Source organism: Synechococcus sp. A15-60 (assembly GCF_014280095.1).
GTDB lineage: Bacteria > Cyanobacteriota > Cyanobacteriia > PCC-6307 > Cyanobiaceae > Synechococcus_C.
On record NZ_CP047933.1, the window covers coordinates 752510 to 777912 of the forward strand.

Here is a 25403-nt window from a genome sequence, read left to right on the forward strand (position 1 = left end):
ATCCGGGAGGCTTCGCTCAGCCTAGGCCGCTTGTCTGGAAGCAATCAGCGATCGGAAATGATCTCCGCGTGCTTCGAAATCCACGTACTGATCGAAGCTGGCACAGGCGGGTGACAGCAACAGGCTTGCTGCCTTCTGCTCTTCAGCCAGCGTCAACCCATGGTCAAGGGACGCCTCCAGACCCTCGAACATCGCCACAGCGCCTGAAAACGAGCTGCTTGCAATCAGTGCGCGCAGTTCTTCGGCGCCAGCTCCAAACAACACCACAGCACTGCAGCGCTGATTGATGAGCTGCAGCCAGTCCCGAGCGTCGCCTTGCTTGGTTTGTCCGCCGGCCAAGAGCACCACGGGAGCCGTCACGGAGCGCAGGCCGACGGCTGCGGCGTCGTAATTGGTGGCTTTGCTGTCGTTGAAGACTGCCACGTCGTGCACGCAACCGAGCGGTTCGAGCCGGTGAGGCACGCCAGGGAAACTGCGCAGGGCCGCTTCAATGCAGTCCGGCGACAGTCCGGCCTCCAGTGCAGCCGCTGTGACCAGAAGCATGTTCTGACGGTTGTGCGCTCCCGGCATCGGCAGAGCGTCAGCGCTGAAAAGTCGCTCCTTGCCGCGACACACCCAGTCGTCCGAGCTGATCCTCAGGTCGCTGTTCTTGCTCTCGGCCTGAGTGCTGATCCAGCGAACCCGGGGATGCTGCCACTGGTTTCGGTTGCTGCTGATGTCGGGATCATCTCCGTTGAGCAGCGCCAGCTCGGAGCGTTCCAGCAGCCCACGCTTAATCGAGCGGTAAACCTCCAGCGTTCCATGCCGTTCCAGATGGTCAGGAGTCAGCGTTGTCCAGATGCCGATCCGGGGCGCTACCTCGGGGGCTGCTTCGATCTGGTAGCTGCTCATCTCCATCACCACCCAATCGGGTGAGGGTGTTGATCCGTCCTGGCAGGCCAGGGCGAGTTCCGCTGCTGAGAAGCCAACATTGCCTGCCATCGGTGCCTCGAGGCCTGCCTGGGTGAGCACGTGGTGCAGCAGGTGGGTGACGGTGGTCTTGCCGTTGGTGCCTGTGATGCCGATCCAGGGGCAATGGCCAAGCGCCTGCCAGGCGATCGCCATCTCTCCTCGGATGGTCACACCCAGTGCACGCAGGGCTTCGAGGGTTGGGTGGGTCCAGGAAATTCCAGGGCTGATCACGACTTGCTCGATCGCGGCGAGCCAGGGCTCGAATTGGGCGAGTTCCAGCGCTTGCCCGAGCTTGACCTCGATCCCTTGCTCGTTCAGGGCCTTGGCTTTGCGCTGGGCCGCTGCGTCATCGGCATGCTCCAGCACGATGACCTCAGCACCCTGCGCCTTGAGCAGCCGTGCGGCACCGACTCCCGAGCGTCCGAGCCCGACGACGATGGTGCAGCTCATGGCCTGACTCCTGTTCCCACAAGGGAAATGGGCGATACTGGAATCGAACCAGTGACTCCTACCGTGTCAAGGTAGTGCTCTACCTCTGAGCTAATCGCCCGAAAGTTCACCCTTGAAGTGAATTCCCAATTCGGCTGAGATTCCCTCAACCGGACTCGACTGAAGTTAGCAGCTCACCGGCGCAGCATTTCCACCCGCCAGCGATCACGTTTGGTCAGCTGCAGGCTCAAGACCTCCACGCTGCCTCGGTCCTGAAGTTGGAGACAATCACCCACTTTCAGATCGCGGCTGGCCTGTCGCACGGGTTGCCAGTTCAGCCGAAGCCGGCCCTCGCGAATCTGCCGAGTCACTTTGGCCCGTGACAGGCCGAATCCAGCCGATGCAATGGCATCCAGCCGGCAGGAGGCTTCCACGCTATGGAACTTTTTCGAAGATCTCTGGGCTGGCCACTGCAGCTGCTCGATCGTCACAGCTTCCACCAAGAGGGGAACGTCACGGACTTGCCCGGTTCGACCGTCTAGCTGTGATGCCGCTTCCGGTGTGCAGACCGCTTGAGCCCCCCGGTCACCCCGCAGCCAGAGATCGCCGATGGACTCTGCTGTCGCCCCCAGTTCGATCAGGGCCTTTCGCATGTCGTCAGGCTCGGCTCGGTCGAACAGAAAGTTGCCTTCGAGGCGCAGACCTGCCATGGGAGCTGGCGACGGAGAGGACTCCTGATCGCTACGGCTCAATTGCAGACGGCAGCGCTCTGCGTCAGCACGCCCTCCATCCCGCACAAGCCGCAGTTCGCTGAGGGTCTCCAAACGCCGTGCTTCCTCCAGCTCAGGTCCGCTCAGGAAGGGGCTCCAGCAGGGTTGCCAGGTGCGCAAGGTCTCCTCGGCCTGGTCAAGCAGTTGCGCCATCGTTTCGGGATGGAGGGCGCCGTCGAGCAGTTGATCGCGGGGGAGACTCATAGCTCGCTGAGGCGCACCACTTGCTGGGGGCGTGTCTTCTGGACCAATTGCCAGGGCACTTCTCGTCCAGCGGGTGTTTCCAGCAACAGCAACCAGAGTTGTTCTTGGTGACGGTTGCGGAGGATGCGCACGCCGTCTTCGTTTTCCGATGGAACGCTGGCTGCGGCGGCGTAGCTACCCATCAGGCCCGACCCCATGCCCAGCAGTCCGCCGATCAGGGCTTCTCCGATCGGCCCGAATTGGGAGAAGGTGTCGAGGGTGGTGATCTGCGTGAAGGTGAGACCGGCCATGAACCCGAACGGCAGCAGCCAGCGCGACATCGACTTCTGACGTCGGTTCCTGGCAATGCTTGGGTTCAGCAGTTCAACTTGCTCCATGGGTTCAGGAGTGAGCACTCCCTGGCCAGGATCCCCTTGGTCGGGTGCTACCAGGGCCACACGGGTTAAAGGGACGCCAGCGTCCTGCAGCGATTTATAGAGAGTCTCGGCGGAGGCGCGTTCCTTGAGCACCAGGACGCAGGCAGGCATGAGCGAATCGGTGCGGGCCGCCATTCTCCATGGTGGAGCTGATCGTTGGTGGGTTTTTGGAGCCTTGCCAGGGCATTCCGGCGCTGGGGTGCTGATCGGGCCGATCTCTAAAGTGAATGACGGCTTTTTCCCCGCCGCTGGATGACCAAAGTTCTTGTTTCAGACCCCATCGATCAGGCGGGTTTAGACATCCTGGGGCAGGTGGCCCAGGTGGACCAACGGACCGGCCTCTCCGTTGAGGAACTCAAGGCGATCATCGGCGAGTACGACGCCCTGATGATCCGTTCCGGAACGCAGGTCACCGCCGATGTGATCGAGGCGGCTGATCGTTTGCGGATTATTGGGCGTGCCGGTGTGGGTGTCGACAACGTGGACGTGCCGGCGGCCACGCAGCGAGGTGTGCTGGTGGTGAATTCCCCTGAAGGCAACACCATCGCTGCCGCCGAGCATGCTCTGGCGCTGTTGCTCTCGCTCTCACGCCATGTGCCCCAGGCCCACGGTTCGATGCGCGCCGGCGCGTGGGACCGTAAGAAATACGTTGGAAACGAGCTCTATAAAAAGGTGCTCGGCGTGGTGGGTCTGGGCAAGATCGGCTCCCACGTAACCAAGGTTGCCAAGGCGATGGGCATGAATGTGATCGCCTTCGATCCTTTCGTGTCAGCCGAGCGTGCTCAGCAGATGCAGGTGCGATTGACAACGCTTGAGGATCTGTTCCGGCAGGCTGACTACATCACCTTGCATATCCCTCGCACTCCGGACACCGAAAATCTCGTGAACGCCGAGTTGCTGCGCACGATGAAGCCCACGGCGCGGATCGTGAACTGCGCCCGCGGCGGCATTGTGGATGAGGCAGCCATCGCGGAAGCAATCGAGACTGGTGTGATCGCTGGAGCCGGCCTTGATGTGTTCGCGTCGGAGCCTCTCGCTCAGGATTCGCCGCTGCGTGGCGTGGAGCGCGGTCTGGTGCTGACGCCCCACCTGGGTGCCTCTACCGAAGAAGCGCAGGAGAATGTTGCCATTGACGTTGCAGAGCAGATCCGAGATGTGTTGCTTGGGTTGCCGGCACGCAGTGCCGTCAATATTCCTGGGCTGAGTGCCGAGATCATGGAGCGGCTCAAGCCGCATCTTCAGCTGGCCGAGACCCTCGGACTGCTGGTGAGTCAGTTCAGTGGTGGTCAGCTTCAGGAGCTGGAGGTCCGTCTCCAGGGTGAATTTGCGAGCCATCCGTCACAGCCTCTGGTGGTGGCTGCCTTGAAGGGGCTTCTCACGAGTGCCCTCGGTGACCGCATCAATTACGTCAATGCCTCCCTAGAGGCCAAGGGGCGCGGCATCAACGTCTTGGAAGTCAAGGATGACGCCAGTCGTGATTTCGCGGGTGGTTCCCTGCAGCTCACCACCCGTGGCTCTCAGGGGGGGCACAGCGTCACCGGCGCCGTGTTTGCGGATGGGGAACTGCGAGTCACCACGATCGATGAATTTCCGGTGAATGTGCCGCCAAGCCGCCACATGTTGTTCACCCGTCACCGGGATATGCCTGGGATCATTGGCCACCTCGGCTCTCTGCTCGGAGAACACAATGTGAACATTGCTTCGATGCAGGTGGGCCGTCGCATCGTCCGGGGTGATGCCGTGATGGTGTTGAGCATTGACGATCCGATCCCGCCGGCTTTGCTGGCCACGATCAACAGCATTAATGGCATCCAGGAAGCTCATCCTGTGACGCTGTGATGTGGTGGCGGCTGTCTCTTCCGATTCAGCCCGAGCTTGAAGAATCGCTTCTCTGGAAGCTGAATGAGCTCGGCCTGCATCGGGTTGCTGTGCAACACGCACCGGAAACACCGGATCAGTGCACCTTGCTGGCATGGTTGCCGGCCCATGAGTGGCCGGTGGACCAGCGCCATGAGCTGCTTGGCAGCCTTGAGCCCCTCGCGCACACCTTTGGACTGGCTCTCGCGGCGCCTCGATGGGATGAGCTCGCTGATGAGGATTGGAGCCGGAGCTGGAAGCAGCACTGGCAACCGGATCCCGTTGGCCGCGGCATGCTCATCCTGCCGGCCTGGTTGGAGGTGCCTGAGGAGCATGCCGGTCGCCTCGTGTTGAAGATGGACCCCGGCAGTGCCTTCGGGACGGGCAGTCATCCCACGACACGGCTCTGCCTCGAAGCGCTTGAAGCAACGCCGCCAAAAGGATTGAGGGTGGCTGATCTGGGCTGTGGCAGCGGCGTTCTCGGACTGGCAGCCCTGGGGCTAGGTGCCCGTCAAGTGCTGGCTGCCGATACGGACTCCCTGGCGGTGCGAGCGACGAACGACAATGCTGCGATCAATGCGCTGGCGCCTGATGCCTTGAGGGTGCGTCAAGGCTCGGTAGAGGTGCTTCAGGAGTTGCTGTCAGGGGAGCCAGCGGACCTGTTGCTCTGCAACATCCTGGCCCCGGTGATCGAGGCGCTGGCACCCAAGTTTCAAGGGGTTCTGAGTGCCGGTGGGCGGGGCTTGCTGAGTGGATTGCTGGTGGAACAGGCTCCCCGGCTTACTGAGGTGCTGGAGGGACTTGGATGGTCGGTGCAGCCCCTGGCTGAGCAGGGGCGCTGGGGTCTGCTGGAGATTCAGCGCCATGCTTGATAAGCGGGCCTTATGGGTGTTTCCGCTTTGATTGGCCTTGCCTGCAAACGGGCCGTTAAGTCACTGTCTGGAGGCTTGGAGGATGTAGAAAGATGCCGTCCTGCAGGTTCGTTTGATACGAGCCGCTGCAAATTCTCACCACTCATGGCTTCTTACAAGGTCACCCTGGTCGCCGAAAGCGAAGGTCTCAACAAGACCATCGAAGTCCCCGACGATCAGTACATCCTCGATGCCGCTGAAGAGCAGGGCATTGACCTCCCCTACTCCTGTCGTGCCGGTGCTTGCTCCACCTGTGCAGGCAAGCTCACTGCGGGCACCGTGGATCAGTCTGACCAGAGCTTCCTGGATGACGACCAGATCGAAGCTGGTTTCGTGCTGACGTGCGTGGCCTACCCCACCTCTGACTGCACCATCAAGACTCACGCAGAAGAAGAGCTTTACTGAGCTTCCAGCTGCGCTCCGGTCGATTCATCTCTTGAAACTTCAGCCACCCCTCCACAGGGGTGGCTTTTTGCTGTCAGGGTGGTGCGGCATCGATCGTTCGCCGATGTCGGCTGTTCCTGCTGCATCCCTGGGCACTGACATGGTCACTCTGCTGGATCACGGCACGGTTCACACCAGTCCGGGGGGGCAATACAGCTTTCGTGTGATCGGCCCCTGTTGCCGCCTGTTTGATCGGGAGGATCTGCCTTGGCCCTGTTGTCGTCTCGCCTGGCGCAGCAAAGAGCCCAGCTGGCGCCGTGTGGGTCGCCGTTTTGTGCCGGATCTGGCGTCGCGCCGCTGCCCGTCGTACGCCGTTGAGCTGCTCCAGCCCGGGTCCCGGCCCACGCAGACAGTCTTAACGCTCTTTCCGCAGCGATTCACCCCTGAGATGCAGGAGTGGTGGTACAGCCGCCGCCCCAGCTCGATGGAGGCCAGCAATCTCGCCCCCTAGCGCGGTGAATGCTGCGGAGAACCCAAAAAAAAGCCTGCCCGTTCGGGCAGGCTTTGATTGGATCGCGCTGATCGATGGATTGGCTGGGCTGCAAATCAGAAGTAGATCTTGCCGCCACCCCACTCGGGACCCAGAACTTTGGGGGCCACGAGGATGTAAGCCGACATCAACTCCAGATCTTCGTCGGTGAGATCACGCATGGCCGGATAGAGGTCGCGGCTGCGCATGCTGGGATGCAAGTCGGCGATGCTGTATTCGCCGTCGTAGGACGTGGGGTCCTGCAGGTAGTCCACCAAGGCGGCGATGTTGTCGCGGGCCGGGGTGGCTAGGGCCAACGTCTCAGGATCGAGTCCAACGTTGTGGTTGGTCTTGGTGATGCCACCGGCATGGCAAGTGCCGCAGCTGGTGTTGAACACCTTGCGTCCTGCTTTCACCTGCTGCTCACTGAAGGTGACCAGGCTTCCGTCTGGATCGGACGGAACCGTGAGTGTTTCGGCATCCCACTGGGCGGCCTGGGCGGGGGCGCTGATCAGGAGGCTGGCCAGCACTGGCAGCACGATCAGCAGTCGACTCAGCGACTGACGCAGGTTGGAAAAAAGAGAGGCCATGAAGGATGCCAGAAACTGACGAATACAGCGCACACGTTCTTGTATCACGGAGTGGGAACCACGCGTGGGGGATTCCGCTCCGGCGATCACGAACTGTTGCAGCAGGAGTCCTGGATGCTGGGGGTCACGTCCAGGGAGAGGAAGTCCTTGGCCAAGATCGTGTTGGGGAAGATGGCTTGCGCTTCGGCGAGAAGATCGTCTGCTGTCACTGCGTTTCCAGGGGCATAGCGGGGGCTGAGATGGGTCAGCACCAGCTGGCCAACGCCGGCTTCTCTGGCCGTCTGAGCCGCCATGGTGCTGGTGGAGTGCTGTTTCTGAAACGCCATGTCGGCTTCTGCGTGGGAGAAGGTCGATTCATGAATCAAGAGATCCGCCCCTTCAGCGAGCTGCACGGCTGCTTCGCAGAACACCGTGTCGGTGCAGTACATGAGGCTGGCTCCTAAACGTTCCGGTCCGCAAAGCTCCTGTCCATCAATGCGGCGTCCGTCCTCCAGCGTCACGGTCTCTCCGCGTTTCAGGGCGGCGTAAACCGGCCCGGGCGGGATGTTGAGCTCCTGGGCTTTTTGCACATCAAACCGGCCAGGACGCGGTTTCTGATCGATGCGGTACGCGTAGGCCGGCACCCGATGGTGAAGTGGCGTCGTGCGCACACGGAGGTCGTCGTCTTCGAAGACGACCCGATCGGTTTCGGCGGCCTCGCGCACCCGATGCACCGTCAGGGGGTAGCCGATCCGCGTGGAGCTCGTGCGCAGCACCCCCTGTAGATAGTTGTCGAGCGGATCAGGCCCATAGAGATCCACGCCGTTGCTGCTGCCGCTGAGCCCGAGGCTGGCCAGCAGCCCAGGCAGTCCGAACACGTGATCCCCATGCATGTGGGTGACGAAGATCCTGCGCAGTTGCGACAGGCGCAGATCACTGCGCATGAACTGGTGCTGGGTGCCTTCTCCGCAGTCGAACAACCACAGCTCAGCGCGCTGAGGCAGTCGGACCGCCACCGCTGAAACGTTGCGCGTGCGCGTTGGAACTCCGGAACTGGTGCCGAGAAAGGTGACCTGCACGATCGGGCGGGCTCAATGGTCAATCTGCCATGCAGGCCTGGCTGTATCGCTTCAGGCGGGGCACACTGAGTCCCCCTCGCCCTCACTGGAGTGCTCCTGCCCCTCTCCATGGCCCTGGTGGTGCTGGCGGCTGAACCGCGGGCTGCGATCACCCTCCAGGAGCCCCAGATGCGGGTGCTGGTGGCGGAGGACTCGCAGCTGCTGCTGCGGGCCGATGCTGATGAGCCGTTGCGGGTGCGCGGTCTGGGGCATCAGGAGCGGCGTCTTAAGCGTTTAAAGGTTCAGCTGCGTGGCGGTCGACTGCATCTTGCCGGAGGCGGGGTGGCGACCTCACTCCGGATCAGCAGCGATGATCCCCGGGGCATCTGGCTGGGCACACGGCGTTACCGCGGTGACCTGCGACTGCTCGTGCGTGACGGCAGGATTCTGGCCATCAATCAGCTGGGCATTGAGACCTATTTGTCCAGCGTTGTCGGCAGTGAAATGCCGTCAAAGTGGCCCCTGGCCGCTCTCCAGGCCCAGGCTGTGGCGGCTCGCACCTATGCCCTGCGCCAACGGGGGAGCAAAGGGGATTTCGACGTGCGGGCCACTGTGAGCAGCCAGGTTTATAAGGGCATCGAATCGGAGACCCCCAGCACCCTCGAGGCGGTGGCCACAACCCGCTCCCTTGTGTTGGTGCATGGCGGACGCTTAATCAACGCTGTGTTTCACAGCAGTTCCGGTGGGGCCACTGAGCCCAGTGGTGAGGTCTGGAGAACCCAGCATCCTTACTTGGTGAGCGTTGCGGACCACGATGACCACAGTCCGGTGCATCGTTGGAATCAACAGTTCGATGCCCTTGAGTTGCGTCGTCGTTTTCAGGAAACTGGAGGCGTCAACCAGCTGAGTGTTCTCGCCACAAGTTCCACGGGGCGGGTGCGTTCAGCCCGGATTCAGGGGCCGCGTGGATCGCTGGTGCTGACAGGGCGTGAGCTGCGTCAACGGCTTGGTTTGAAAAGCACCATGGTGCAGTTTTCAATGTTGCAGGGTGCTGGGGCCAGCGAAGGGTCGGAACCTCGCATGGGGCCAGATAGGGCTGAGCCCGCGCCGCAGTTGATTGGTCTTTGGCGTGACTCCGTTAGTGGTCTCAAGGTGTCGCCATCACCATCGCCCGCGCCAGTGCAGCCCTTGCGGGTGGGGTCGCTCGCGCCTCCTCCCACGCCACCACCGCTGCCAGAGCTGCCTACCTCGGCGCCTGCAAGAGCTACCGCTCCCATCGAGGCGCCAGTGCTCGAGGCGAGGGGGCGAGGTTTCGGCCATGGTGTCGGCATGAGCCAGTGGGGAGCGCACGGCCTGGCACTCAAGGGGGCCGATTTTCGCGAGATTCTCCGTCACTACTACCGCGGTGCCCTGATCAGGCCCTATCGCCCAGGTGATGACCCCTCGGTGGCAGCGAGCCCCCCATCCGGGCCAGTGTGGAGGAGTTGAGCTCTCCTGACGCTGCGTGCCTCTGCTTTCCACTCGCCTCGTGGTGCAACGCCGGCCAGAGCCGGTGGCCTTGATGCAGGCAGTAACGGATCACCTTGAGATGCATCTCGCTGCAGCTCTGAATCAGCACTCGTTCAAACCACTGGGACTGGCGACCGGGCGCACCATGGAGCCTTTGTATCGGGAGTTGGTGCACCGTCTGATGCGGTGGCCTGAGCAGCGCCTTGCGCACTTGAGACGTCGTTGGAGGAGTTTCAACCTCGATGAATATGTGGGGTTACCCAGCAGTGATCCGAGAAGTTTTGCCTTCTACATGCAGTCGCAGCTTGGTGATCCTCTGCAGCTGCCTGCTTCTCACTTGCGGCTGCCGGATGGCATGGCGGCGGACCCTGCCATTGAGGCGCTTCGTTATCGCGCTGATTTGCGCCAGGCCGGGGGCATTGGGCTGCAGTTACTGGGCCTCGGAGGGAATGGACATGTGGGATTCAACGAACCGCCTTCCGCCGCCGATGCGGCTTGCCGTGTGGTGACGTTGCAGCCGGCCACGCGACTGCAGAATGCCGGAGCCTTTGGGGGCGATCCCGCCGCCGTTCCCTCGCAGGCGATCACCCTTGGCCTCGACGACATCCTTTCGGCCGACGAAATCCATTTGATCGTGACCGGTGCCGCCAAGGCGGAGATTCTGCGCAAGGCCTTGCTGGAGCCCTGCCAGAATGCGGTGCCGGCCAGCTGGCTGCAGCGCCATCCCAGCGTGCATCTGTGGGTGGATGATGCGGCCAGTGCACACCTCCCCAGCTCTTGAGCGGTTGGCAGTTCTGGATTGACCGCGGCGGCACCTTCACCGACCTGGTGGGTCGGAAACCCGACGGGCAGCTCGTGGTGCGCAAGGTGCTGTCCGTCCAACCAGGTGTTCTTGGAGACCCCGCTGTTGCGGCGATCCGCGCGCTCCTGGGTCTGCGTCCTAGCCAGCCCATCGCTCCCGGTTTGATTGATGAATTTCGGCTGGGCACCACCGTGGCCACCAACGCCTTGCTGGAGGGGGCCGGTGATCCCGTGCTACTTCTCACCAACAGGGGGCTGGCGGATCTGCTGCGCATCGGTGATCAGCATCGACAGGATCTGTTTGCCTTGGCGATCCCCGAGCCGCCATCCCTGATTACGGCTGTGGAAGAGGTGGATGGCCGTCTGGATGCGGAGGGCCATGAGATCGCTCCATTGCAGCTCGGAGCCGGGCTGCGCCAGCGATTGAGTCGTCACCATCAGGCCGGAATCCGCTGCTGCGCCATTGCGCTGATGCATGCCTGGCGTGATCCGGTGCATGAACAGTCGCTAGCGGAGCTGGTGCTTGCGCTTGGTTTTGAGACGGTGGTGTGTTCGCACCAGGCCAGCCCGATGCCGCGTCTGGTCCCGCGCGGTCAAACCACGCTGGTGGAGGCCGCGGTGCGGCCGGTGCTCTCCGCATATCTGAAACAGGTGCAACGGGCCCTCGGGGACCGCATGCGCCTGCAAGTGATGACCTCAAGCGGGGCGCTGCAGTCCTCCGGAACCTTGCTGGCCAAGGACACGATCCTGTCGGGGCCCGCCGGCGGCATGGTCGGCGCGGTTGCTGCCGCCCAGCGGGCGGGCCTGGGGGCGAAGGCGCTAGTGGGGGTTGATATGGGCGGCACCAGCACGGATGTGTTCTGCCTGCCGGCTGGTGCGGCTGATCGCGACTGGGAACGCAGTGCCGAGACCGAGATCGCCGGGTTGCTGTTGACGGCCTCGCGCCTGCCGATTCACACCGTTGCGGCCGGAGGTGGCTCGATCATCGAGCCGGATGCCGGACGACTATTGGTGGGGCCTCGGTCCGCCGGAGCCGATCCAGGACCGGCCTGCTATCGCAATGGCGGTCCGCTTACCCTCACCGACGCCCACCTGCTGCTCGGCCGGCTCCAGGCAGGGGCATTTCCTGCTGTGTTCGGTCCGGCGAGGGATCAGCGCCCGGATCTGGAGGCCACCCGTGCAGGCTTTCACAGGCTTTCCTCGGAGCTGGGTCAGACCCCGGAACAACTGGCGGAAGGCGCTCTCGATCTGGCGGTCGATGCCATGGCTGCGGCCATTCGTCAGGTGTCGTTGTTTCGCGGGCATGACATCCGCGGAGGCGTCTTGATCGCTTACGGCGGCGCCGCCGGTCAGCTGGCCTGTCGATTGGCGGAAGCTCTGGGATTGCAAGAGGTGCTGCTGCATCCGCTGGCGGGTGTGCTGTCGGCCTATGGCATCGGCCAGGCGCGGCAGCGGCAGCTGCATCAACGGGCCATCCGCCGACCTTTGGACGCTGACTTGCTGAAGCGGTTGCCGTCGATGGTCCGCGCCGATTTGGGTAGCGCCACGGACGCCCTGCACCGGGAAGGCAGCGGCAGTACTGGCGCCTTGGACCATCAAATCCGGCTCGAGCTTCGTGATGCATCATCCGAGCAGGGCCTGATTCTCAGCCTGGAGCCCAACCCAGAAGCTCTATCGCTCCATTGGATGGAGGACCAGTTCGATCGCGCCCATCGGCTGCGCTTCGGTTACGTCGCCTCCCGCACGGCTCCGCTGATGGCCGAGCGCCTGGAGGTGGAGGTGTTGGAGACGCAGCGGCTGGATGACGCCTGTGTTCTGGCTGCAGAGGCTGAGGGAGGGACCCCCTCGCCAGCAGCCCTGCGGCGTGCGCGCGTGCATTGGCGAGAGGCTGGATGGTGCGATGTGCCGGTGCTGCAGCGTTGGCAGCTGCCTCTGGATCAGCCCCTGGAAGGTCCGGCTCTGATCCTGGATCCCACCGCTGGCATTGTGCTGGAACCGGCCTGGACGGCTTGCCGTTCGAGCGATGGCAGCGTGTTGCTGCAACACCATCCGCTGACGCCGTCCCGCAGGACACCCAGCAGTAACGACGCGGTGATCACGCCCGGTGAGGTGGACGCCCGGCCGGATCCTGTGGATCTGAGCCTCTTTCATCACCGGTTCATGCAGATCGCCGAGCGCATGGGCGAGCGCCTGCGCCAGACCAGTCGCTCCGTGAATATCCGCGAGCGGCTGGACTTCTCCTGTGCGCTGTTTGATGCCCGTGGGGCGTTGGTGGCTAACGCACCGCACATTCCCGTGCATCTGGGTTCGATGGGGGATGCGGTCGCTGATCTTCTGGCGCAGATCCAGCGCGGTGAGCGTCCGGCTCTGGTGGCTGGCGACACCGTGATCAGCAACGATCCCTTTCACGGTGGCACCCATCTTCCCGACATCACCGCCATCACGCCGGTGTTTGCGCCGGGAGCACCCCACCCCTTTGCCTTTGTGGCTTGCCGTGGTCACCACGCTGATGTGGGTGGGCTCACCCCTGGGTCGATGCCTCCTTTCAGCCAGACCATTGATCAGGAGGGTTGGCTGGTGCGCAATCACTGGCTCATCCGCGCGGGTGAGCTGTGCCATGCGTCATGGGTCGCCTGTCTGCAGGAGGCGGCCATCCCGCCACGGGATCTTGCGCTGCTGTGGGCTGATCTGCAGGCCCAGTCGGCCGCCAATCATCTGGGGGTGGATCTGTTGCAGGAGTTGCTGCAGATCGAGGGTGAGGCCCGTCTGCTCGGCTATCTGCAGCATGTTCAGGATCACGCGGCTGCCACCGTTCGTCGGCTGCTCGATGGCTTTCAGGATCGGGCGTTCCAGGTGGAGCTGGATAACGGCGCGTGCCTGACGCTCGCCGTGCGCATGGATCGGGAGCAACGAAGTGCCACGCTCGATTTCAGTGGTACCAGCGCCCAGGGGTATCACAACTTCCATGCCCCTCTGGCGGTGACCAAGGCCGCGGTGCTTTACGTCCTGCGTTGTCTGGTGGATGAGCCCATTCCACTGAACGCAGGCTGCTTCCTGCCGCTCACTCTGCTGGTTCCTGAGGGGTCTCTGCTGAATCCCAGGCCGCCAGCCGCCGTGGTGGCGGGCAATGTGGAGACCTCTCAAGCGGTCTGCAATCTGCTGTTTGCCTGTTTCGGCGTGATGGCTGCCGCTCAGGGAACGATGAACAACCTCACCTTCGGTGACGGTCGACGCCAGTACTACGAAACCATCGCCGGCGGCGGGGGGGCGGGAGAGGGGTTCAGCGGCTCCAGCGGTGTGCAGACCCACATGACCAACTCCAGGCTCACCGACCCTGAAATCCTTGAGCAGCGTTTTCCGGTGCAACTAGAACAGTTTGGTTTCCGCCGCGGCAGCGGTGGCGCCGGGCGTTGGAGGGGCGGTGATGGTTTGCTGCGTGAGATTCGTTTTTTGCAGCCGATGACGGCTGCGTTGCTGTCGGGGTCAAGAACAGTGGCACCGTTCGGATTGGCCGGCGGTGATCCTGGGGCCCCAGGAAGTGCTCAGCTCACCCGCGCCGACGGCACGGTCGAATCGCTTGCCGGTTGCGTGCAGCTTGCTGTCAGCCCTGGCGATCGCTTGTTGATTGCCACGCCGGGTGGCGGTGGATGGGGATCCCCATCTTCAGTGGTCGAGCGGCGGGACGCCTGATGGTGAGCTCGTCAGGGGCAGACTCTGCCGGTGGTAGTCACGCCAGGACTCCGACTGCGATGGCTTTTGTCTTTCTGGTGAACAGAAAATCATCCGCTCAAGGGAGGTTGACTTTGTTGACGATGTCAAAACCCACACGGCTCGCTGCCAGCAACGACTGGGCCTGACCTGGAAGGGAAATGGTGAATGCTTGGCAATCGATCGTGAAAACTTGATGCGGTTGCTCTGCGACGTTCATCAGCTGCCAAGCCAATTCACAATGACCGTTGATGGAACTTTCGACCATTGCTCATTCAGGCCATGAACGCCCTTCAGGCCAGGTGTGATTGCTTCATTGCATCACCGTGTGGACTATGCAAAGGCTTCAGAATTTGCTTGGGCAATTACTCGGTGGCTCAATAGCCGACAACCCTTAGGCAGATTTCAAGTGCTCCAAGACCAATCAGAAACGTACTGCCGAGCAGTAAGAGCTCTTTTCGATTCTGTGCCATGAGCAGTAGGGATGAGCCCACCAGCAACGCGCCAAAGAATCTAAAGGGAATCAGCAGCTCCAATGTTTCGGAAGATTGCTATTTGATTCAGGCTACAGCGTCTTGTTACCTGGCTTCATGAATTTGCTGTGATAAAAGCCAAAAAGTGGTCAATCGCTTCAGGGAAGTTAATGCTTGAACGATGAAAAAAGCTGCCTTGGTTGCCTGCGACCGGAGCTGATGGTTGATCTGTTTGTGTTGCGATTGCCTGCGCTTTTGTTGTGCTCGACGCGCTGACGCTGTCGTTGGTGTCTAGAGAGGGGAGGAGGTGGTCACTCTCATCCATGGAATAGCCGGCCTTTTTGACCATGGCTTTAGCTCCGGTTCGGCCAGTGCTCGATGCTGTGAAGGAAGGCCCTCCCGATCCCGTGCGTTGCTCATATCAACTGGGATTTTGCAGCGCTGTTGGCCATCGCGTTGCCCTCAGCCGTCCAGCTGCTCAGCATGCAGGATCGTTCTGGTCGCACCACCCATAAGCCGCCTCGCTCGATCGGCAGCGAAGGCTGTTCGGTGAATAGTGCTCAGTGGCTGCTCGTGCAATTCAGAACTCAGCGCATCACCCCAGGCCCAATGGGTGGCGTTGAGTTTGTACCGATGGGTGCTTCCCATGCGTCTGTTTCTCAGAGCCATCGCCGCATGCTCGACCAGCGCTGTCAATGCCTGGCAGCGCGTGATCAAGGTGGGTTGGCGGGGTGGTGCAGCCCCTGATCCCTGAGCTGCGTCGCACTGCACCGACAAGCCCAATTTGTGAATTCTGTCGTGTTCAAGGGCTGGGACGTCGTTGAACGCGGCACGCGATTGCTCTCGAAGTCGTGATCAAATCCTCACAAAGCAGTGGTTGGGATCGTCTCTTGGTCGCATCAGCATGCAATTTTGGTAGCGCCACGGGTGGCGTGGCTCTTCTCCACCGAAAGCCCGCTTGCGCAAGCAGCGGGTTTTTTTCTTGATTCCAAATGCAGTTTTCTGGCAGTTTCGGGAGGACCCCACCGCGTTTCTTCTGTTGGTGGGTGCATGGGTCTCGCTTTGATTTCAAAGTCTGGCGACATCCTCGGGGCTCTTCTGGCCACTTTGACTTTGATGGCCTAGCGATCAACGAGCGGTTTTGATGAGTGTGATCCCTCGAAAAGGGGATGAGGGAAGGGTCCGGTTTCACTCGAATGGGTTTCAAACATTCGGATTGGAGACGCAATGGTGTGAATCGGGGGAAGGGACTCTGAAAATTCATCCTCTCAATCACTTCTAATTGGATACTATTAATATCGTATTTTTAAGCAATTTAGCAGATTTTTCTCGAGAGAAAATAGATCTGTTTAGCGGTCAAGCGAATGAGCGAATAGATGAACTAAGCTTTTGCAGAGGATCAGCCGTGGCATTTTGCGACTTTCTCGGTTGGCGGATAAGAGATAAGACGGGTAAACGGTGAGAGAATCTCTGTCGGAAATCTTGAAGTCCCTAGGTTTACAGCTAAGTAGAACTTCAAGTGAAAACATTGGGACGCAACGATTGTTGTTCGCGATCTCCCTTCAAAAAATCGAACCATTGCGATCAACATCGCGAATAAACACATTTATGACTGGAAGAACTTCTGAGGAGTGACTCGTTAAAGCGATGCTTTGACCACTTAAAGAGTGCAAAGCTGTTGGCAGACATCATCGCAACTCACCTTAAAGTGATTGCAACTCGTGAATCGCAACTCTTGAGTTTCAAGTTAGAGAGTTTTTGAATTACCAAGCACGCAAGTATCCTCTAGCAGCAATAGATTTGCTACGCCGCGTACGGGATTTTCGCCAAGGCTCTCTAATCCTTTCACTGTCAACAGGCGTCACTACTTTTGATGTCTCCAGTTGTTTCAGTCGGTTCAGGGCTTTGACAAGTATTGCCTGTCCTTGTGCGGCTGGTCTGTCGTGCGCACTGACCTGCTGGATCAGTGTCCGCCCTTTTGCATCAGCCGACCTGTGTCTCTGCGGGTAGGCCCAGATTGGAGCTGACGCAGCTCACGTCATCGAGATCTTCTAGGGCCTGCAGCAATTTGAGGCTTTCCTGTGCTGTGGGCTGATCACTGGGTGTGACCTGGGTCAGGGGATGCCAGCAGTGTTCCCACTCTTCGACGTCAAAGCCCCATGTCCGCAGGCCGATCTGCAGGGCTTCGAGTGCTTCGTAGGGACCGTGCACTATCGCCTGGTCAGCCTGGGTGAGCTCATAGCCGTCGGCATCCAGTTCCATCAGCGCGTCCAGCAGAGTGTCCTCATCCAGGTCGTTGGCTTTGATCCGCACTTCGCTTCGATGCTGGAAGAGGTAGCTGACGCAACCGGTCTCGCCCAGGTTGCCGCCGTGCTTGCTGAAGGCCAGACGCAGTTCCGCCGCCGTTCGGTTGCGGTTGTCGCTCAGGACTTCCACCAGTACCGCCATGCCACCAGGGCCGTAGCCCTCGTAGCGCATCGCTTCCAGGTGCACGCCGTCGCCGCCCTGTCCGGATCCCTTGGCGATGGCGCGTTCGATGTTCCCCGCCGGCACGCCGGCGGCTTTGGCCTTGGCAATGGCGGTGCGCAGCTGAAAGTTGCCCTCCGGATCACTGCCCTGGCGTGCGGCCACCGTGATTTCGCGACCGATACGGGTGAACACAGCCCCTCGCTTGGCATCGACCACAGCTTTGGTTCGCTTGATTTGGGACCATTTGCTGTGGCCTGCCATCGGCGGCTTCGATGTCTGTCTTTGCCTGAAACCTACCCAGGCTTCTGGCTTCAGCCCCGGGCTTCGAACACCACCTTGGGTTTCAGCCCACCCTCGCCGTCCAGCAGTCCAAGTCCGAGCATCCGCCCCCCTTCGCTGATCACAACGACTGCATCGGCTGGTGGCGTTCCATGGGGGTCAGGTCCGAGCCTGCGCCCACAGCTCCAGTCCTCCTGCTCGCTGGCAGTCAGCATTCGTTGCGGGAGATGCGGCAGCGCCAGTTCCGGGCGCAGCAGTGTCAAGCTTCCAGCCCCCACCTGCTCGGGTGCTTCAGGAAGGGGGACGGCCTGATCAGCGCGGAAACCCAGGGCCTCGATGCGCCGCAGCTCGGCGAGGGCTCCACCGCAGCCGAGCGCTTCGCCCAGGTCCCTTGCCAGCGATCGGATGTAAGTGCCCGCTGTGCAGTGGACCTCCACCTCCAGTTGAGCCTGCGCCGGGTCCCAGTTCAGCAGTTCCAGCCGATGCAGGGTCACCGTGCGGGCCGGTAAGTCCATCACTTCACCGCGTCGGGCCCGGGCGTGGGCCCGTTCTCCATCAACGTGCACGGCGGAGACCTGGGGAGGACGTTGACTGATGCTGCCGCGGAACACCGACAGAGCCTGCTCCAGGCTGATGCGGTTCAGCTCCGGCGGCGGCTTGCGGCTCAGCACCGCTCCCTGCAGGTCATCGGTGCCGGTGGTCACCCCGAGCTGGATCACGCCGCGGTAGGTCTTGTCGCCAGGCAGATAGGGCAGCAGCCGAGTGGCCTGGCCCACAGCGATGGGCAGCACGCCGGTCACGGCAGGATCGAGGGTGCCGCCATGGCCGACGCGGCGGGTCCCCAGCACCCTGCGGATGCGAGCCACACAGGCATGGGAGGTGAGGCCCGCTGGCTTGTCGATCACTGCGAAGCCGATGGGCGCTGTCAACGTGCAAGGGGGTTTGGACTTCTGACTGTGGCACCCGGCCCTCGGTCGTTTCCGGCTCGCGCGTAGGTTTGCCGAACCGCCTCTGATGCCCCATGCCGCCTGTTCATGCTTCAGCTCCTGTGGGCGTCCAGGAGTTTTTGGCCAGCGGATTTGCGGTGAAGGAGCATCTGGCCTCCTACCTGGGTCTGACCGCTGAGGAGGTTGCAGAGCGCCTTCCGCAAAGCAAAGAGGATCTTGCTGCCATGCATCCGGGTGCCTTTGACCCAGACCGGGCGGCAGATTTCTATGAAGACACGGTCGGCACCGCTCACCTGTTTGAGCTAGCGGCCTGGCACCTCAGCAGTGCGGATTACATCGCCGACACCCTGCGACTGCAGCAGCAGTTCGCCCGTGGGGATGTGCTCGACTTCGGCGGTGGCATTGGCACCCATGCGCTAGCAGCAGCCGGTCTGGAGAGTGTGCGTCATGTGTGGTTCGTGGATCTCAATCCGCAGAACCGGGCGTTTGTGCAGGATCGTGCTGCGCGTCTAGGTCTGTCCGATCGCGTGTCGGTGCACCGCGATCTTGCCAGCGTTCCCGATCAGTCATTCGACACCGTGGTGTGCCTTGATGTGTTGGAGCATCTTCCCGAGCCTTCGGAGCAACTAATGGAGTTTCACCGGCGTCTGACACCGGACGGCCGAGCCTTGCTGAACTGGTATTTCTTCAAAGGCCACGACGGCGAGTACCCGTTTCATTTCGATGACCCGCAGCTGGTGGACAGCTTCTTCCTCACCCTTCAGCGTCAATTCCTCGAGGTGTTCCATCCTCTGTTGATCACAACCCGGGTCTACCGACCACTCGAGAGTGGCCTTTGAAGACTCGATGACCCAATCCGCTGGCCAAGGACGCTGGTTGATCCGCTTGATTGTGATCAAGAAAGTGCTTCTGGCGGTCGTGCTGTTGTTAATCAGCTTGGCGGCCTTGTTCGGCGATGTGCACTACGCGCAGCTTTCAGATTTTGCTGCCAGTTGGGGGAAGGCCGACCGCCAGCTCCTCTCCGCGATGGCGCAGAAGGGAACTGTGCTGGGGCCAACCCGCCTGATGCGACTGGCGATGGTGTCGGGTTTCTATGCGGTATTGATCATTGTGGCGGCCTGGGCCACCTGGATCGGCCGCCGGTGGGGTGAGTGGTTGTTGGTGGGGATTTTGGCCTTGGCTCTCCCCCTGGAAATCATGCACGCCCTGCATGAACAAAGCCCCAGAACGCTGGTCGTTCTGGGGCTCACTGTTCTTGGCTTGGTGGTCACCACACGTCAGGCCCTGCGTTCGATGCGTGACGATTAACCCCAACGCACCATGGGGCTGATCAGGCAACGCATCAGATCGATGCTGTGATGTTGATGCGCTTGCGGTTGCGTAGTCCACGGCGAATGGTCTCGAACTTGACCACGCCATCGGTGAGGGCAAACAGAGTGTCGTCTTTGCCTTGTCCGACGTTGATGCCGGGGAGCACGGCGGTGCCGCGCTGACGGATCAGGATGGAACCGGCGGTGACGGTCTCCCCGCCGTAGGCCTTGACGCCCAGGCGCTTGGAATTGGAATCGCGACCGTTGCGTGTTGAGCCTGTGCCTTTCTTATGAGCCATGAGTAGGAACGGAGTGGAGAGGTAAGTAGCGAGCTGAAACCGGGTTGATCAGCTGATGGCCTTGCCGCCGACAGAGATGGACTGAACCATGACGCGGGTCAGTTCTTGACGATGACCATTCTTGCGACGGGTCTTCTTCTTGGGGCGCATCTTGTAGACAATCACCTTGGGACCGCGGCGGTGGGCCATCACCTTCAGTTCGACACTGGCGTTTTTCACATAGGGCTTGCCCAGTGTGGTGCCCTTGGCGTCCTTCACGAGCAACACATTGTCGAGCGTCACCGTGGCGTCGACATCGGCCTGGAGGCGGTCGAGATCGTAATAACGGTTGGGTTGCAGCCAGAACTGTTGGCCTGAGGCTTCAACGATGGCGTAGCTGCCCGTCTCAGGGGCTGCAGAGGTGGTGGTACTGGTTTCGGCCATGAAACGAAAAGACGCGGTCAGGCTCGGACAAGCCGATTCGGCCTGAGCCGCAATCGAAAGACAAACAAAGATCTTCGTTCTTCGCTCTGCCTTTCGTCAAGATTCACCTCAGGACCCAGTCGCGGTGGATGGCCCGTCCGGCACTCACGATCGCTTTGCTGTTGCGCACTCGAGCACTGGTTGATGTGTGTTGTCAGTGGTTGCCGGTGAATCGTTACGCCCCGGTGGATCTGGGGGAGGTGGAGTCGGGTCAGCAGGTGTTGGAGCTGCTGTCGCATCAGCGCGAGGCGGTGGATGCGGTGGTCATTGAGCAGTCCTTGCTGGATGGCACAACCCGTGAATCCCTCGGCCAAGAGGGTCTGCTTTTTCCAGCCGTTGTTGTGGGTGACTTGATGGGGCGGGTGGATTACCACCCGGAGGAAGTGCATCTCCCTGGAGATCAGCTTGAGCAGCTGGGTTACAACGTGGATGCCGCCATCTCACGCTTTCTGCGTCAAGGCCAGAAAGAGGTGATGCCAGAGGATGGCGCTGAGCAAAATGCCAGGCCCTCGATTGATGGCAGCGCCTGGAGGATGTCCAGCCGCCTTCAAGAACGGCTCGGTTACCTCGGCGTTTTTTACAAGCGCGATCCGTCACGGTTTCTCGCCAATCTTCCACTGGATGAACAGCGCGATCTGGTGCAGTCATTGCAGCGCACCTATCGCGATCTGCTCATCAGCTACTTCCGGGATCCAGCTGCTGCCAACCAGGCCTTGGAAAGCTTCGTGAACACGGCCTTTTTCGGTGACCTGCCCATCACCCGCGCTGTGGAGATCCATATGAATCTGATTGACGAGTTCTGGAAGCAACTCAGACTTGAAGGACATAAGAACGATTTCCTTCAGGACTATCGCCTCGCGTTGCTCGATGTCATGGCTCATCTCTGCGAGATGTACCGACGTTCGATTCCTGCTGAGGTCCCCTTGATGCCCTCTGCCGGGGAACGTCGCATTCTCAACGAACCGGAGGTGTCCCCATGAGCCCACGCAAGACCTACATCCTGAAGCTCTATGTCGCAGGGAACACGCCCAACTCCATGCGGGCGCTCAAAACCCTGCGCAACATCCTCGAAACGGAGTTCAAGGGGGTCTACGCCCTGAAGGTGATCGACGTGCTTAAAAATCCCCAGCTGGCGGAAGAGGACAAGATTCTGGCAACGCCTACCCTGTCCAAGATTTTGCCGCCTCCAGTGCGGCGCATCATCGGCGATCTCTCGGATCGGGAACGGGTGTTGATCGGTCTTGATCTGCTCTACGACGAGCTCACCGACAACAGCCTCACGTCTTCTCTGATGGAGTCTCTTGAGGGTGTCGACACAGTCGAGTCAGATTCTTAAGCCCGACGGTGCACCCGAAGATCAGCACATCTTTTCTCTTTAGCTTGGCTCCATAAGGTTGCCGCTATGCAGATTTCCAGCTCCAGTGGTTCCCCACAGATGCAGGTTCAGAAGCTCCCAACAGGGATTGAGGGCTTTGATGATGTCTGCCAAGGAGGCCTGCCAATCGGTCGCAGCACCCTGATCAGCGGCACGTCTGGTACAGGTAAAACGGTTTTTTCGCTCCACTTCCTGCACAACGGCATCGCTCACTTCGACGAACCGGGCATCTTCGTCACATTTGAGGAGTCACCGCTCGACATCCTGCGCAATGCCGCCAGCTTCGGCTGGAACCTGCAGGAGATGGTTGAGCAGGACAAGCTCTTTATTTTGGATGCATCCCCCGATCCGGATGGCCAGGATGTGGCCGGCAGCTTTGACCTCTCCGGGCTAATTGAGCGGATTAACTACGCCATCCGCAAATACAAGGCAAAACGGGTAGCAATCGATTCGATCACGGCGGTCTTCCAGCAGTACGACGCTGTCTTCGTGGTACGCCGAGAGATCTTCCGCCTGATTGCTCGTCTCAAGGAGATCGGCGTCACCACGGTGATGACCACCGAACGGATCGATGAATACGGTCCGATCGCGCGTTACGGCGTAGAGGAGTTCGTCTCCGACAACGTGGTGATTCTGCGCAACGTTCTCGAAGGAGAACGTCGCCGTCGGACGGTGGAAATTCTCAAGCTGCGCGGCACCACACACATGAAAGGGGAGTTCCCCTTCACCATGGGCGCCCATGGCATCAGCATCTTCCCGCTGGGAGCGATGCGTCTTACGCAGCGTTCGTCGAATGTGCGGGTGAGCTCCGGTGTGCCTCGTCTCGATGAGATGTGTGGCGGTGGATTCTTCAAAGACTCGATCATCCTGGCCACCGGTGCAACGGGCACCGGCAAGACGTTGCTGGTGTCCAAATTCATCGAGGACGCCTGCCGTAACAAGGAACGCGCGATCTTGTTCGCCTATGAGGAATCCAGGGCGCAACTGCTGCGTAACGCCACCAGCTGGGGCATTGACTTCGAGCAGCTGGAGCAGGATGGCTTGCTCAAGATCATTTGTGCCTATCCGGAATCCACTGGATTGGAAGACCACCTGCAGATCATCAAGACCGAGATCAGTCAGTTCAAGCCGTCGCGGATGGCGATCGACTCCCTCTCTGCCCTCGCGCGGGGTGTGAGTCATAACGCCTTCCGTCAGTTCGTGATCGGCGTCACGGGTTACGCCAAGCAGGAGGAAATCGCAGGCTTCTTTACGAACACCTCCGAGGAGTTCATGGGATCGCACTCCATTACCGACTCCCACATCTCCACAATTACCGACACCATCCTGCTGCTCCAATATGTGGAGATTCGCGGTGAAATGGCCCGTGCCGTGAACGTGTTCAAGATGCGTGGCTCCTGGCATGACAAGGGCATCCGCGAATTCGTGATCACAGGCAATGGTCCACAGATCAAGGACTCCTTCTCCAACTTCGAGCGGATCATCTCCGGTGTTCCCCACCGGGTCACCACCGATGAACGCAGCGAGCTATCGCGCATCGCCCGCGGCGTTGCGACTGACTGACGCCTGATTCGTCCATGGTCGAATCAGTCCGTGAAGTTCCTGGAGGCGCTCAGCGGTCGGCGCTCCTCGGGGCTCTGGCGTTCAGCTCGCCACTTCAGTTCATCTGGATCTTCAAGGGTGAGGGGTAGATCGAACCAAAAGGTGGTGCCGACATCCAGTTCGCTCACCATGCTGATCTGGGTGCCGTGCTTTTCGAGGATGCCACGCACGATCGACAGGCCCAGGCCAGTTCCTACCTCGGTGTGCACAGCATTTTCAACACGATAGAAGCGCTCGAAGATGCGCTGTTGGTTGGCTTCGCTGATGCCGTATCCCGTGTCGCACACCTCGATGCGGATTTTCGGCAGCGGTGAACTCAGCGTGCAGGTCGGTCCGTCTTCCCCCACGCTGTTGGTGGCTGGCGACATCATCAGACAGCTGTCGGGCCAGGTGTAAGCCCGGATGACCAAGCGTCCACCACTGCGGCTGAACTTCAAGGCATTGCCGACGAGGTTGTCGAGCACCTGTAGAAGCAGATCCCAGTTGCCGAGCACTTCAGGCAGGTCGGGATCGGCTTCCAGGCTTAGTTCCACCTCCTTGTCGTTGGCGTTGAGTTTGTAACTGCGCAGAGTCTGTTCCAGGCCGGGGCGCAGATCGATCGGTGCGAATTCGACCGACCGGTTGGATTCCAGGCGCGACAGGTCGAGCACATCGTTGACGAGTCGCGTGAGCCGGTCGGTTTCGGAATTGGCGACCCCCAGAAACTCCTTGCGGTCGTCTTCGCTGAGCTGGTCGCCCATGTCGTGGAGTGTCTCCACGTAACTCTTGATGTTGAACAGTGGCGTGCGCAACTCGTGGGAGACGTTGCTGATGAAACGGCTTTGAGCTGCGTTGAGCTCCACCTCACGGGTGAGATCCTGAATGGTCACGGCAATGCCCTTGAGCACGTCACTGCTGGGTTCGCGTACGGCCTGCAACACGAAGCGCAGCGTTCGCGGCGGATCCCCGACGCTGCTGCGCAATTCGTTGGTGTCGGTCTGGTTCTCGAACACGGCTCCGAGCGGTTCGTAGAGCTCGACCGCCAGCAGTTCAGGCAGTTCGCTGAGGAACTCCTGTCCCTCGAGGTTGCGCCCTTCCCAGCGGAACAGACGCCGCGCCGTGGGATTGGCCAGCACGATGCGGCCGTCCCCATCGAGCAGCAGGGCGCCATCAGCCATGGTGGCGATCAGTGATGACTGCTTCACCTGCGCGGCTTGCAGTTCTTCGATGTTGGCTGCGTCGTAGGCCTGCAGCTGGGAGGCCATTGCATTGAATCCCTCCAGCAATTCGCCCAGCTCTCCTCCCATTGGCAGGCCGATGCGGGCCCGGAAATCTCCATCACCAATCGAACGTACACCGCGCAATAGTTCTTTCACAGGACGGGTGATGGTGAGCGCGTTGAAGACGGCCCCCAGGATCACCAGAACCCAGATGGAGATGAACACAGCCACCGTCACTTCACGGGTGAGGGCGGCGCTGGCTAGTGCGGTCTCGTTTGGATTGACCCCTAGAGCCAGAACGCCGAGATAATTCTTGTTGTCCACCAGGGGCACGAACACATCCGTGACCTGGCCCTGAGGTGTGATGTGCTGACGCACAAGGGGGTTTTGGGGGCGGCTGCGCAACTCATCCGGCAGTTCGAGGCGGCGGTTCAGGCGCATGTCAGCGCTGCTGCCGGCGTCGCTACCGCTGATGGGAATGCCCAGGTAGACGATGCCGTCGGGGTCGGCGAAAAAGATGTAGCGGAGGCTGCGGCTGGAGCGCCAGAACGTTTCGGTGACGTTGGCTAGCTCGCGATCGCGACCCTCCGCCACCAGCTCCGTCACGTTGCCCGCCAGCAATAGACCGAGATCCCGCGCATAGCGGGTGTCGTTCATCGCTGTATCGCGCTGGATGCCGTTGAGTGCGAAGAAGGTGATGCCTGTCATCATCAGGCTCACCACCAGGGTGGCAACGGCCAGCAGCTTGGTCTGAAGACTGAACTCAGCCCACCACGACAACGTCCTTTGCCACAGGCTGCTGTCATCGGTCGGATTCGACCCTGAAATTGAAGCAGCCCAATCCGCAGGAGCGTTGTTTAGAGCCGATTCAGGATCGCTGGTCATGCCGCCC

At 60.8% G+C, this 25403-nt stretch carries 25 protein-coding genes and 1 tRNA gene; 14 read left to right on the forward strand and 12 right to left on the reverse strand.

Translation table 11 applies throughout. From position 1 onward, the window contains the following. Positions 1 to 21 precede the first annotated feature (21 nt). From murD to SynA1560_RS03900, 4 genes are all read right to left on the reverse strand, one after another. A complete protein-coding gene (murD, locus tag SynA1560_RS03885) occupies positions 22 to 1401 on the reverse strand; it encodes a UDP-N-acetylmuramoyl-L-alanine--D-glutamate ligase (RefSeq protein ID WP_186501208.1) in 1380 nt (459 codons plus the stop codon). Positions 1402 to 1429: 28 nt separating this feature from the next. Next, positions 1430 to 1501, reverse strand: a tRNA-Val gene (locus SynA1560_RS03890). A gap of 73 nt (positions 1502 to 1574) precedes the next feature. Next, the gene (locus tag SynA1560_RS03895) at positions 1575 to 2354 is read right to left on the reverse strand and encodes a photosystem II S4 domain protein (protein WP_186501209.1); all 780 of its coding nucleotides are present in this window, start codon (positions 2352 to 2354) and stop codon (positions 1575 to 1577) included. Then, entirely contained in the window at positions 2351 to 2881 is a 531-nt protein-coding gene (locus SynA1560_RS03900) for a hypothetical protein (RefSeq protein WP_186501210.1), read from the reverse strand. The genes SynA1560_RS03895 and SynA1560_RS03900 overlap by 4 nt, the downstream gene beginning before the upstream one ends. Between SynA1560_RS03900 and SynA1560_RS03905 the strand changes: the two genes are divergently transcribed. From SynA1560_RS03905 to SynA1560_RS03925, 5 genes are all read left to right on the forward strand, one after another. Continuing rightward, on the forward strand, positions 2880 to 3026 hold the full coding sequence (locus tag SynA1560_RS03905; protein ID WP_186501211.1) for a hypothetical protein: 147 nt from the start codon (positions 2880 to 2882) through the stop codon (positions 3024 to 3026). The two genes, SynA1560_RS03900 and SynA1560_RS03905, sit on opposite strands and share 2 nt — an antisense overlap. Further along, positions 3023 to 4609, forward strand: a complete 1587-nt coding sequence (serA, locus tag SynA1560_RS03910; RefSeq protein ID WP_186501212.1) for a phosphoglycerate dehydrogenase — start codon at positions 3023 to 3025, stop codon at positions 4607 to 4609. Before SynA1560_RS03905 ends, serA begins: the two co-directional genes overlap by 4 nt. Then, on the forward strand, positions 4609 to 5499 hold the full coding sequence (gene prmA / locus SynA1560_RS03915; RefSeq protein ID WP_186470346.1) for a 50S ribosomal protein L11 methyltransferase: 891 nt from the start codon (positions 4609 to 4611) through the stop codon (positions 5497 to 5499). The genes serA and prmA overlap by 1 nt, the downstream gene beginning before the upstream one ends. 144 nt (positions 5500 to 5643) lie before the next feature. Next, positions 5644 to 5943, forward strand: a complete 300-nt coding sequence (locus SynA1560_RS03920; RefSeq protein ID WP_186470347.1) for a ferredoxin — start codon at positions 5644 to 5646, stop codon at positions 5941 to 5943. A 139-nt stretch (positions 5944 to 6082) separates the two neighbouring features. Continuing rightward, the gene (locus SynA1560_RS03925) at positions 6083 to 6433 is read left to right on the forward strand and encodes a hypothetical protein (RefSeq protein ID WP_186471000.1); all 351 of its coding nucleotides are present in this window, start codon (positions 6083 to 6085) and stop codon (positions 6431 to 6433) included. Positions 6434 to 6528: 95 nt separating this feature from the next. On the opposite strand, the gene psbV is transcribed toward SynA1560_RS03925, so the two are convergent. Both psbV and rnz read right to left on the reverse strand, forming a co-directional pair. Continuing rightward, complete coding sequence (gene psbV, locus SynA1560_RS03930) at positions 6529 to 7041, reverse strand: photosystem II cytochrome c-550 (RefSeq protein ID WP_222930025.1); 513 nt, start codon at positions 7039 to 7041, stop codon at positions 6529 to 6531. A gap of 86 nt (positions 7042 to 7127) precedes the next feature. Further along, positions 7128 to 8099 carry a ribonuclease Z gene (rnz, locus tag SynA1560_RS03935; RefSeq protein ID WP_186501213.1) on the reverse strand — a complete coding sequence of 324 codons (972 nt, stop codon included), beginning with the start codon at positions 8097 to 8099 and terminating at the stop codon, positions 7128 to 7130. A 108-nt stretch (positions 8100 to 8207) separates the two neighbouring features. On the opposite strand from rnz, the gene SynA1560_RS03940 reads away from it, so the two are divergent. Genes SynA1560_RS03940 through SynA1560_RS03950 form a run of 3 tightly spaced genes read left to right on the forward strand, consistent with a single transcriptional unit; the run spans position 8208 to position 14078 of the window. Next, entirely contained in the window at positions 8208 to 9566 is a 1359-nt protein-coding gene (locus SynA1560_RS03940) for a SpoIID/LytB domain-containing protein (protein ID WP_186501571.1), read from the forward strand. 16 nt (positions 9567 to 9582) lie between these two features. Next, a complete protein-coding gene (locus SynA1560_RS03945) occupies positions 9583 to 10368 on the forward strand; it encodes a glucosamine-6-phosphate deaminase (protein WP_370523182.1) in 786 nt (261 codons plus the stop codon). Beyond that, positions 10365 to 14078 (forward strand): hydantoinase B/oxoprolinase family protein, encoded by a 3714-nt coding sequence (locus SynA1560_RS03950; protein ID WP_186501214.1) that lies wholly within the window; start codon positions 10365 to 10367, stop codon positions 14076 to 14078. The genes SynA1560_RS03945 and SynA1560_RS03950 overlap by 4 nt, the downstream gene beginning before the upstream one ends. 606 nt (positions 14079 to 14684) lie before the next feature. Here SynA1560_RS03950 and SynA1560_RS03955 read toward each other — a convergent pair. Next, positions 14685 to 14918, reverse strand: a complete 234-nt coding sequence (locus SynA1560_RS03955) for a hypothetical protein (protein ID WP_186501215.1) — start codon at positions 14916 to 14918, stop codon at positions 14685 to 14687. Between the two features lie 134 nt (positions 14919 to 15052). Between SynA1560_RS03955 and SynA1560_RS03960 the strand changes: the two genes are divergently transcribed. Further along, positions 15053 to 15316 carry a hypothetical protein gene (locus tag SynA1560_RS03960; protein ID WP_186501216.1) on the forward strand — a complete coding sequence of 88 codons (264 nt, stop codon included), beginning with the start codon at positions 15053 to 15055 and terminating at the stop codon, positions 15314 to 15316. Positions 15317 to 16552: 1236 nt separating this feature from the next. Here the strand turns inward: SynA1560_RS03960 and SynA1560_RS03965 are convergent. After that, the gene (locus tag SynA1560_RS03965; protein ID WP_186501217.1) at positions 16553 to 17299 is read right to left on the reverse strand and encodes a YebC/PmpR family DNA-binding transcriptional regulator; all 747 of its coding nucleotides are present in this window, start codon (positions 17297 to 17299) and stop codon (positions 16553 to 16555) included. Positions 17300 to 17349: 50 nt separating this feature from the next. Further along, positions 17350 to 18246: a tRNA pseudouridine(55) synthase TruB gene (gene truB / locus SynA1560_RS03970; RefSeq protein WP_186501218.1), complete on the reverse strand. Its 897-nt coding sequence runs from the start codon at positions 18244 to 18246 to the stop codon at positions 17350 to 17352. A gap of 92 nt (positions 18247 to 18338) precedes the next feature. Here truB and SynA1560_RS03975 point away from each other — a divergent pair, with 92 nt between their 5' ends. Together SynA1560_RS03975 and SynA1560_RS03980 are read left to right on the forward strand one after the other, a co-directional pair. Beyond that, a complete protein-coding gene (locus SynA1560_RS03975; RefSeq protein ID WP_186501219.1) occupies positions 18339 to 19103 on the forward strand; it encodes a bifunctional 2-polyprenyl-6-hydroxyphenol methylase/3-demethylubiquinol 3-O-methyltransferase UbiG in 765 nt (254 codons plus the stop codon). Positions 19104 to 19110: 7 nt separating this feature from the next. Beyond that, on the forward strand, positions 19111 to 19572 hold the full coding sequence (locus SynA1560_RS03980; protein WP_186501220.1) for a DUF2127 domain-containing protein: 462 nt from the start codon (positions 19111 to 19113) through the stop codon (positions 19570 to 19572). A 34-nt stretch (positions 19573 to 19606) separates the two neighbouring features. On the opposite strand, the gene rpmA is transcribed toward SynA1560_RS03980, so the two are convergent. Next, a complete protein-coding gene (rpmA, locus tag SynA1560_RS03985; protein WP_186470358.1) occupies positions 19607 to 19873 on the reverse strand; it encodes a 50S ribosomal protein L27 in 267 nt (88 codons plus the stop codon). A gap of 48 nt (positions 19874 to 19921) precedes the next feature. Continuing rightward, complete coding sequence (rplU, locus tag SynA1560_RS03990) at positions 19922 to 20296, reverse strand: 50S ribosomal protein L21 (protein ID WP_186470359.1); 375 nt, start codon at positions 20294 to 20296, stop codon at positions 19922 to 19924. Positions 20297 to 20424: 128 nt separating this feature from the next. On the opposite strand from rplU, the gene SynA1560_RS03995 reads away from it, so the two are divergent. The 3 genes from SynA1560_RS03995 to kaiC all read left to right on the forward strand — a co-directional run bounded on the left by SynA1560_RS03995 (position 20425) and on the right by kaiC (position 23273). Beyond that, positions 20425 to 21315, forward strand: a complete 891-nt coding sequence (locus tag SynA1560_RS03995) for a circadian clock protein KaiA (protein WP_186470360.1) — start codon at positions 20425 to 20427, stop codon at positions 21313 to 21315. Next, a complete protein-coding gene (kaiB, locus tag SynA1560_RS04000; RefSeq protein ID WP_186470361.1) occupies positions 21312 to 21671 on the forward strand; it encodes a circadian clock protein KaiB in 360 nt (119 codons plus the stop codon). The genes SynA1560_RS03995 and kaiB overlap by 4 nt, the downstream gene beginning before the upstream one ends. A gap of 66 nt (positions 21672 to 21737) precedes the next feature. Then, complete coding sequence (gene kaiC / locus SynA1560_RS04005; protein ID WP_186470362.1) at positions 21738 to 23273, forward strand: circadian clock protein KaiC; 1536 nt, start codon at positions 21738 to 21740, stop codon at positions 23271 to 23273. Between the two features lie 23 nt (positions 23274 to 23296). On the opposite strand, the gene SynA1560_RS04010 is transcribed toward kaiC, so the two are convergent. After that, positions 23297 to 25396 carry a HAMP domain-containing sensor histidine kinase gene (locus tag SynA1560_RS04010; protein ID WP_186470363.1) on the reverse strand — a complete coding sequence of 700 codons (2100 nt, stop codon included), beginning with the start codon at positions 25394 to 25396 and terminating at the stop codon, positions 23297 to 23299. Positions 25397 to 25403: the final 7 nt, after the last annotated feature.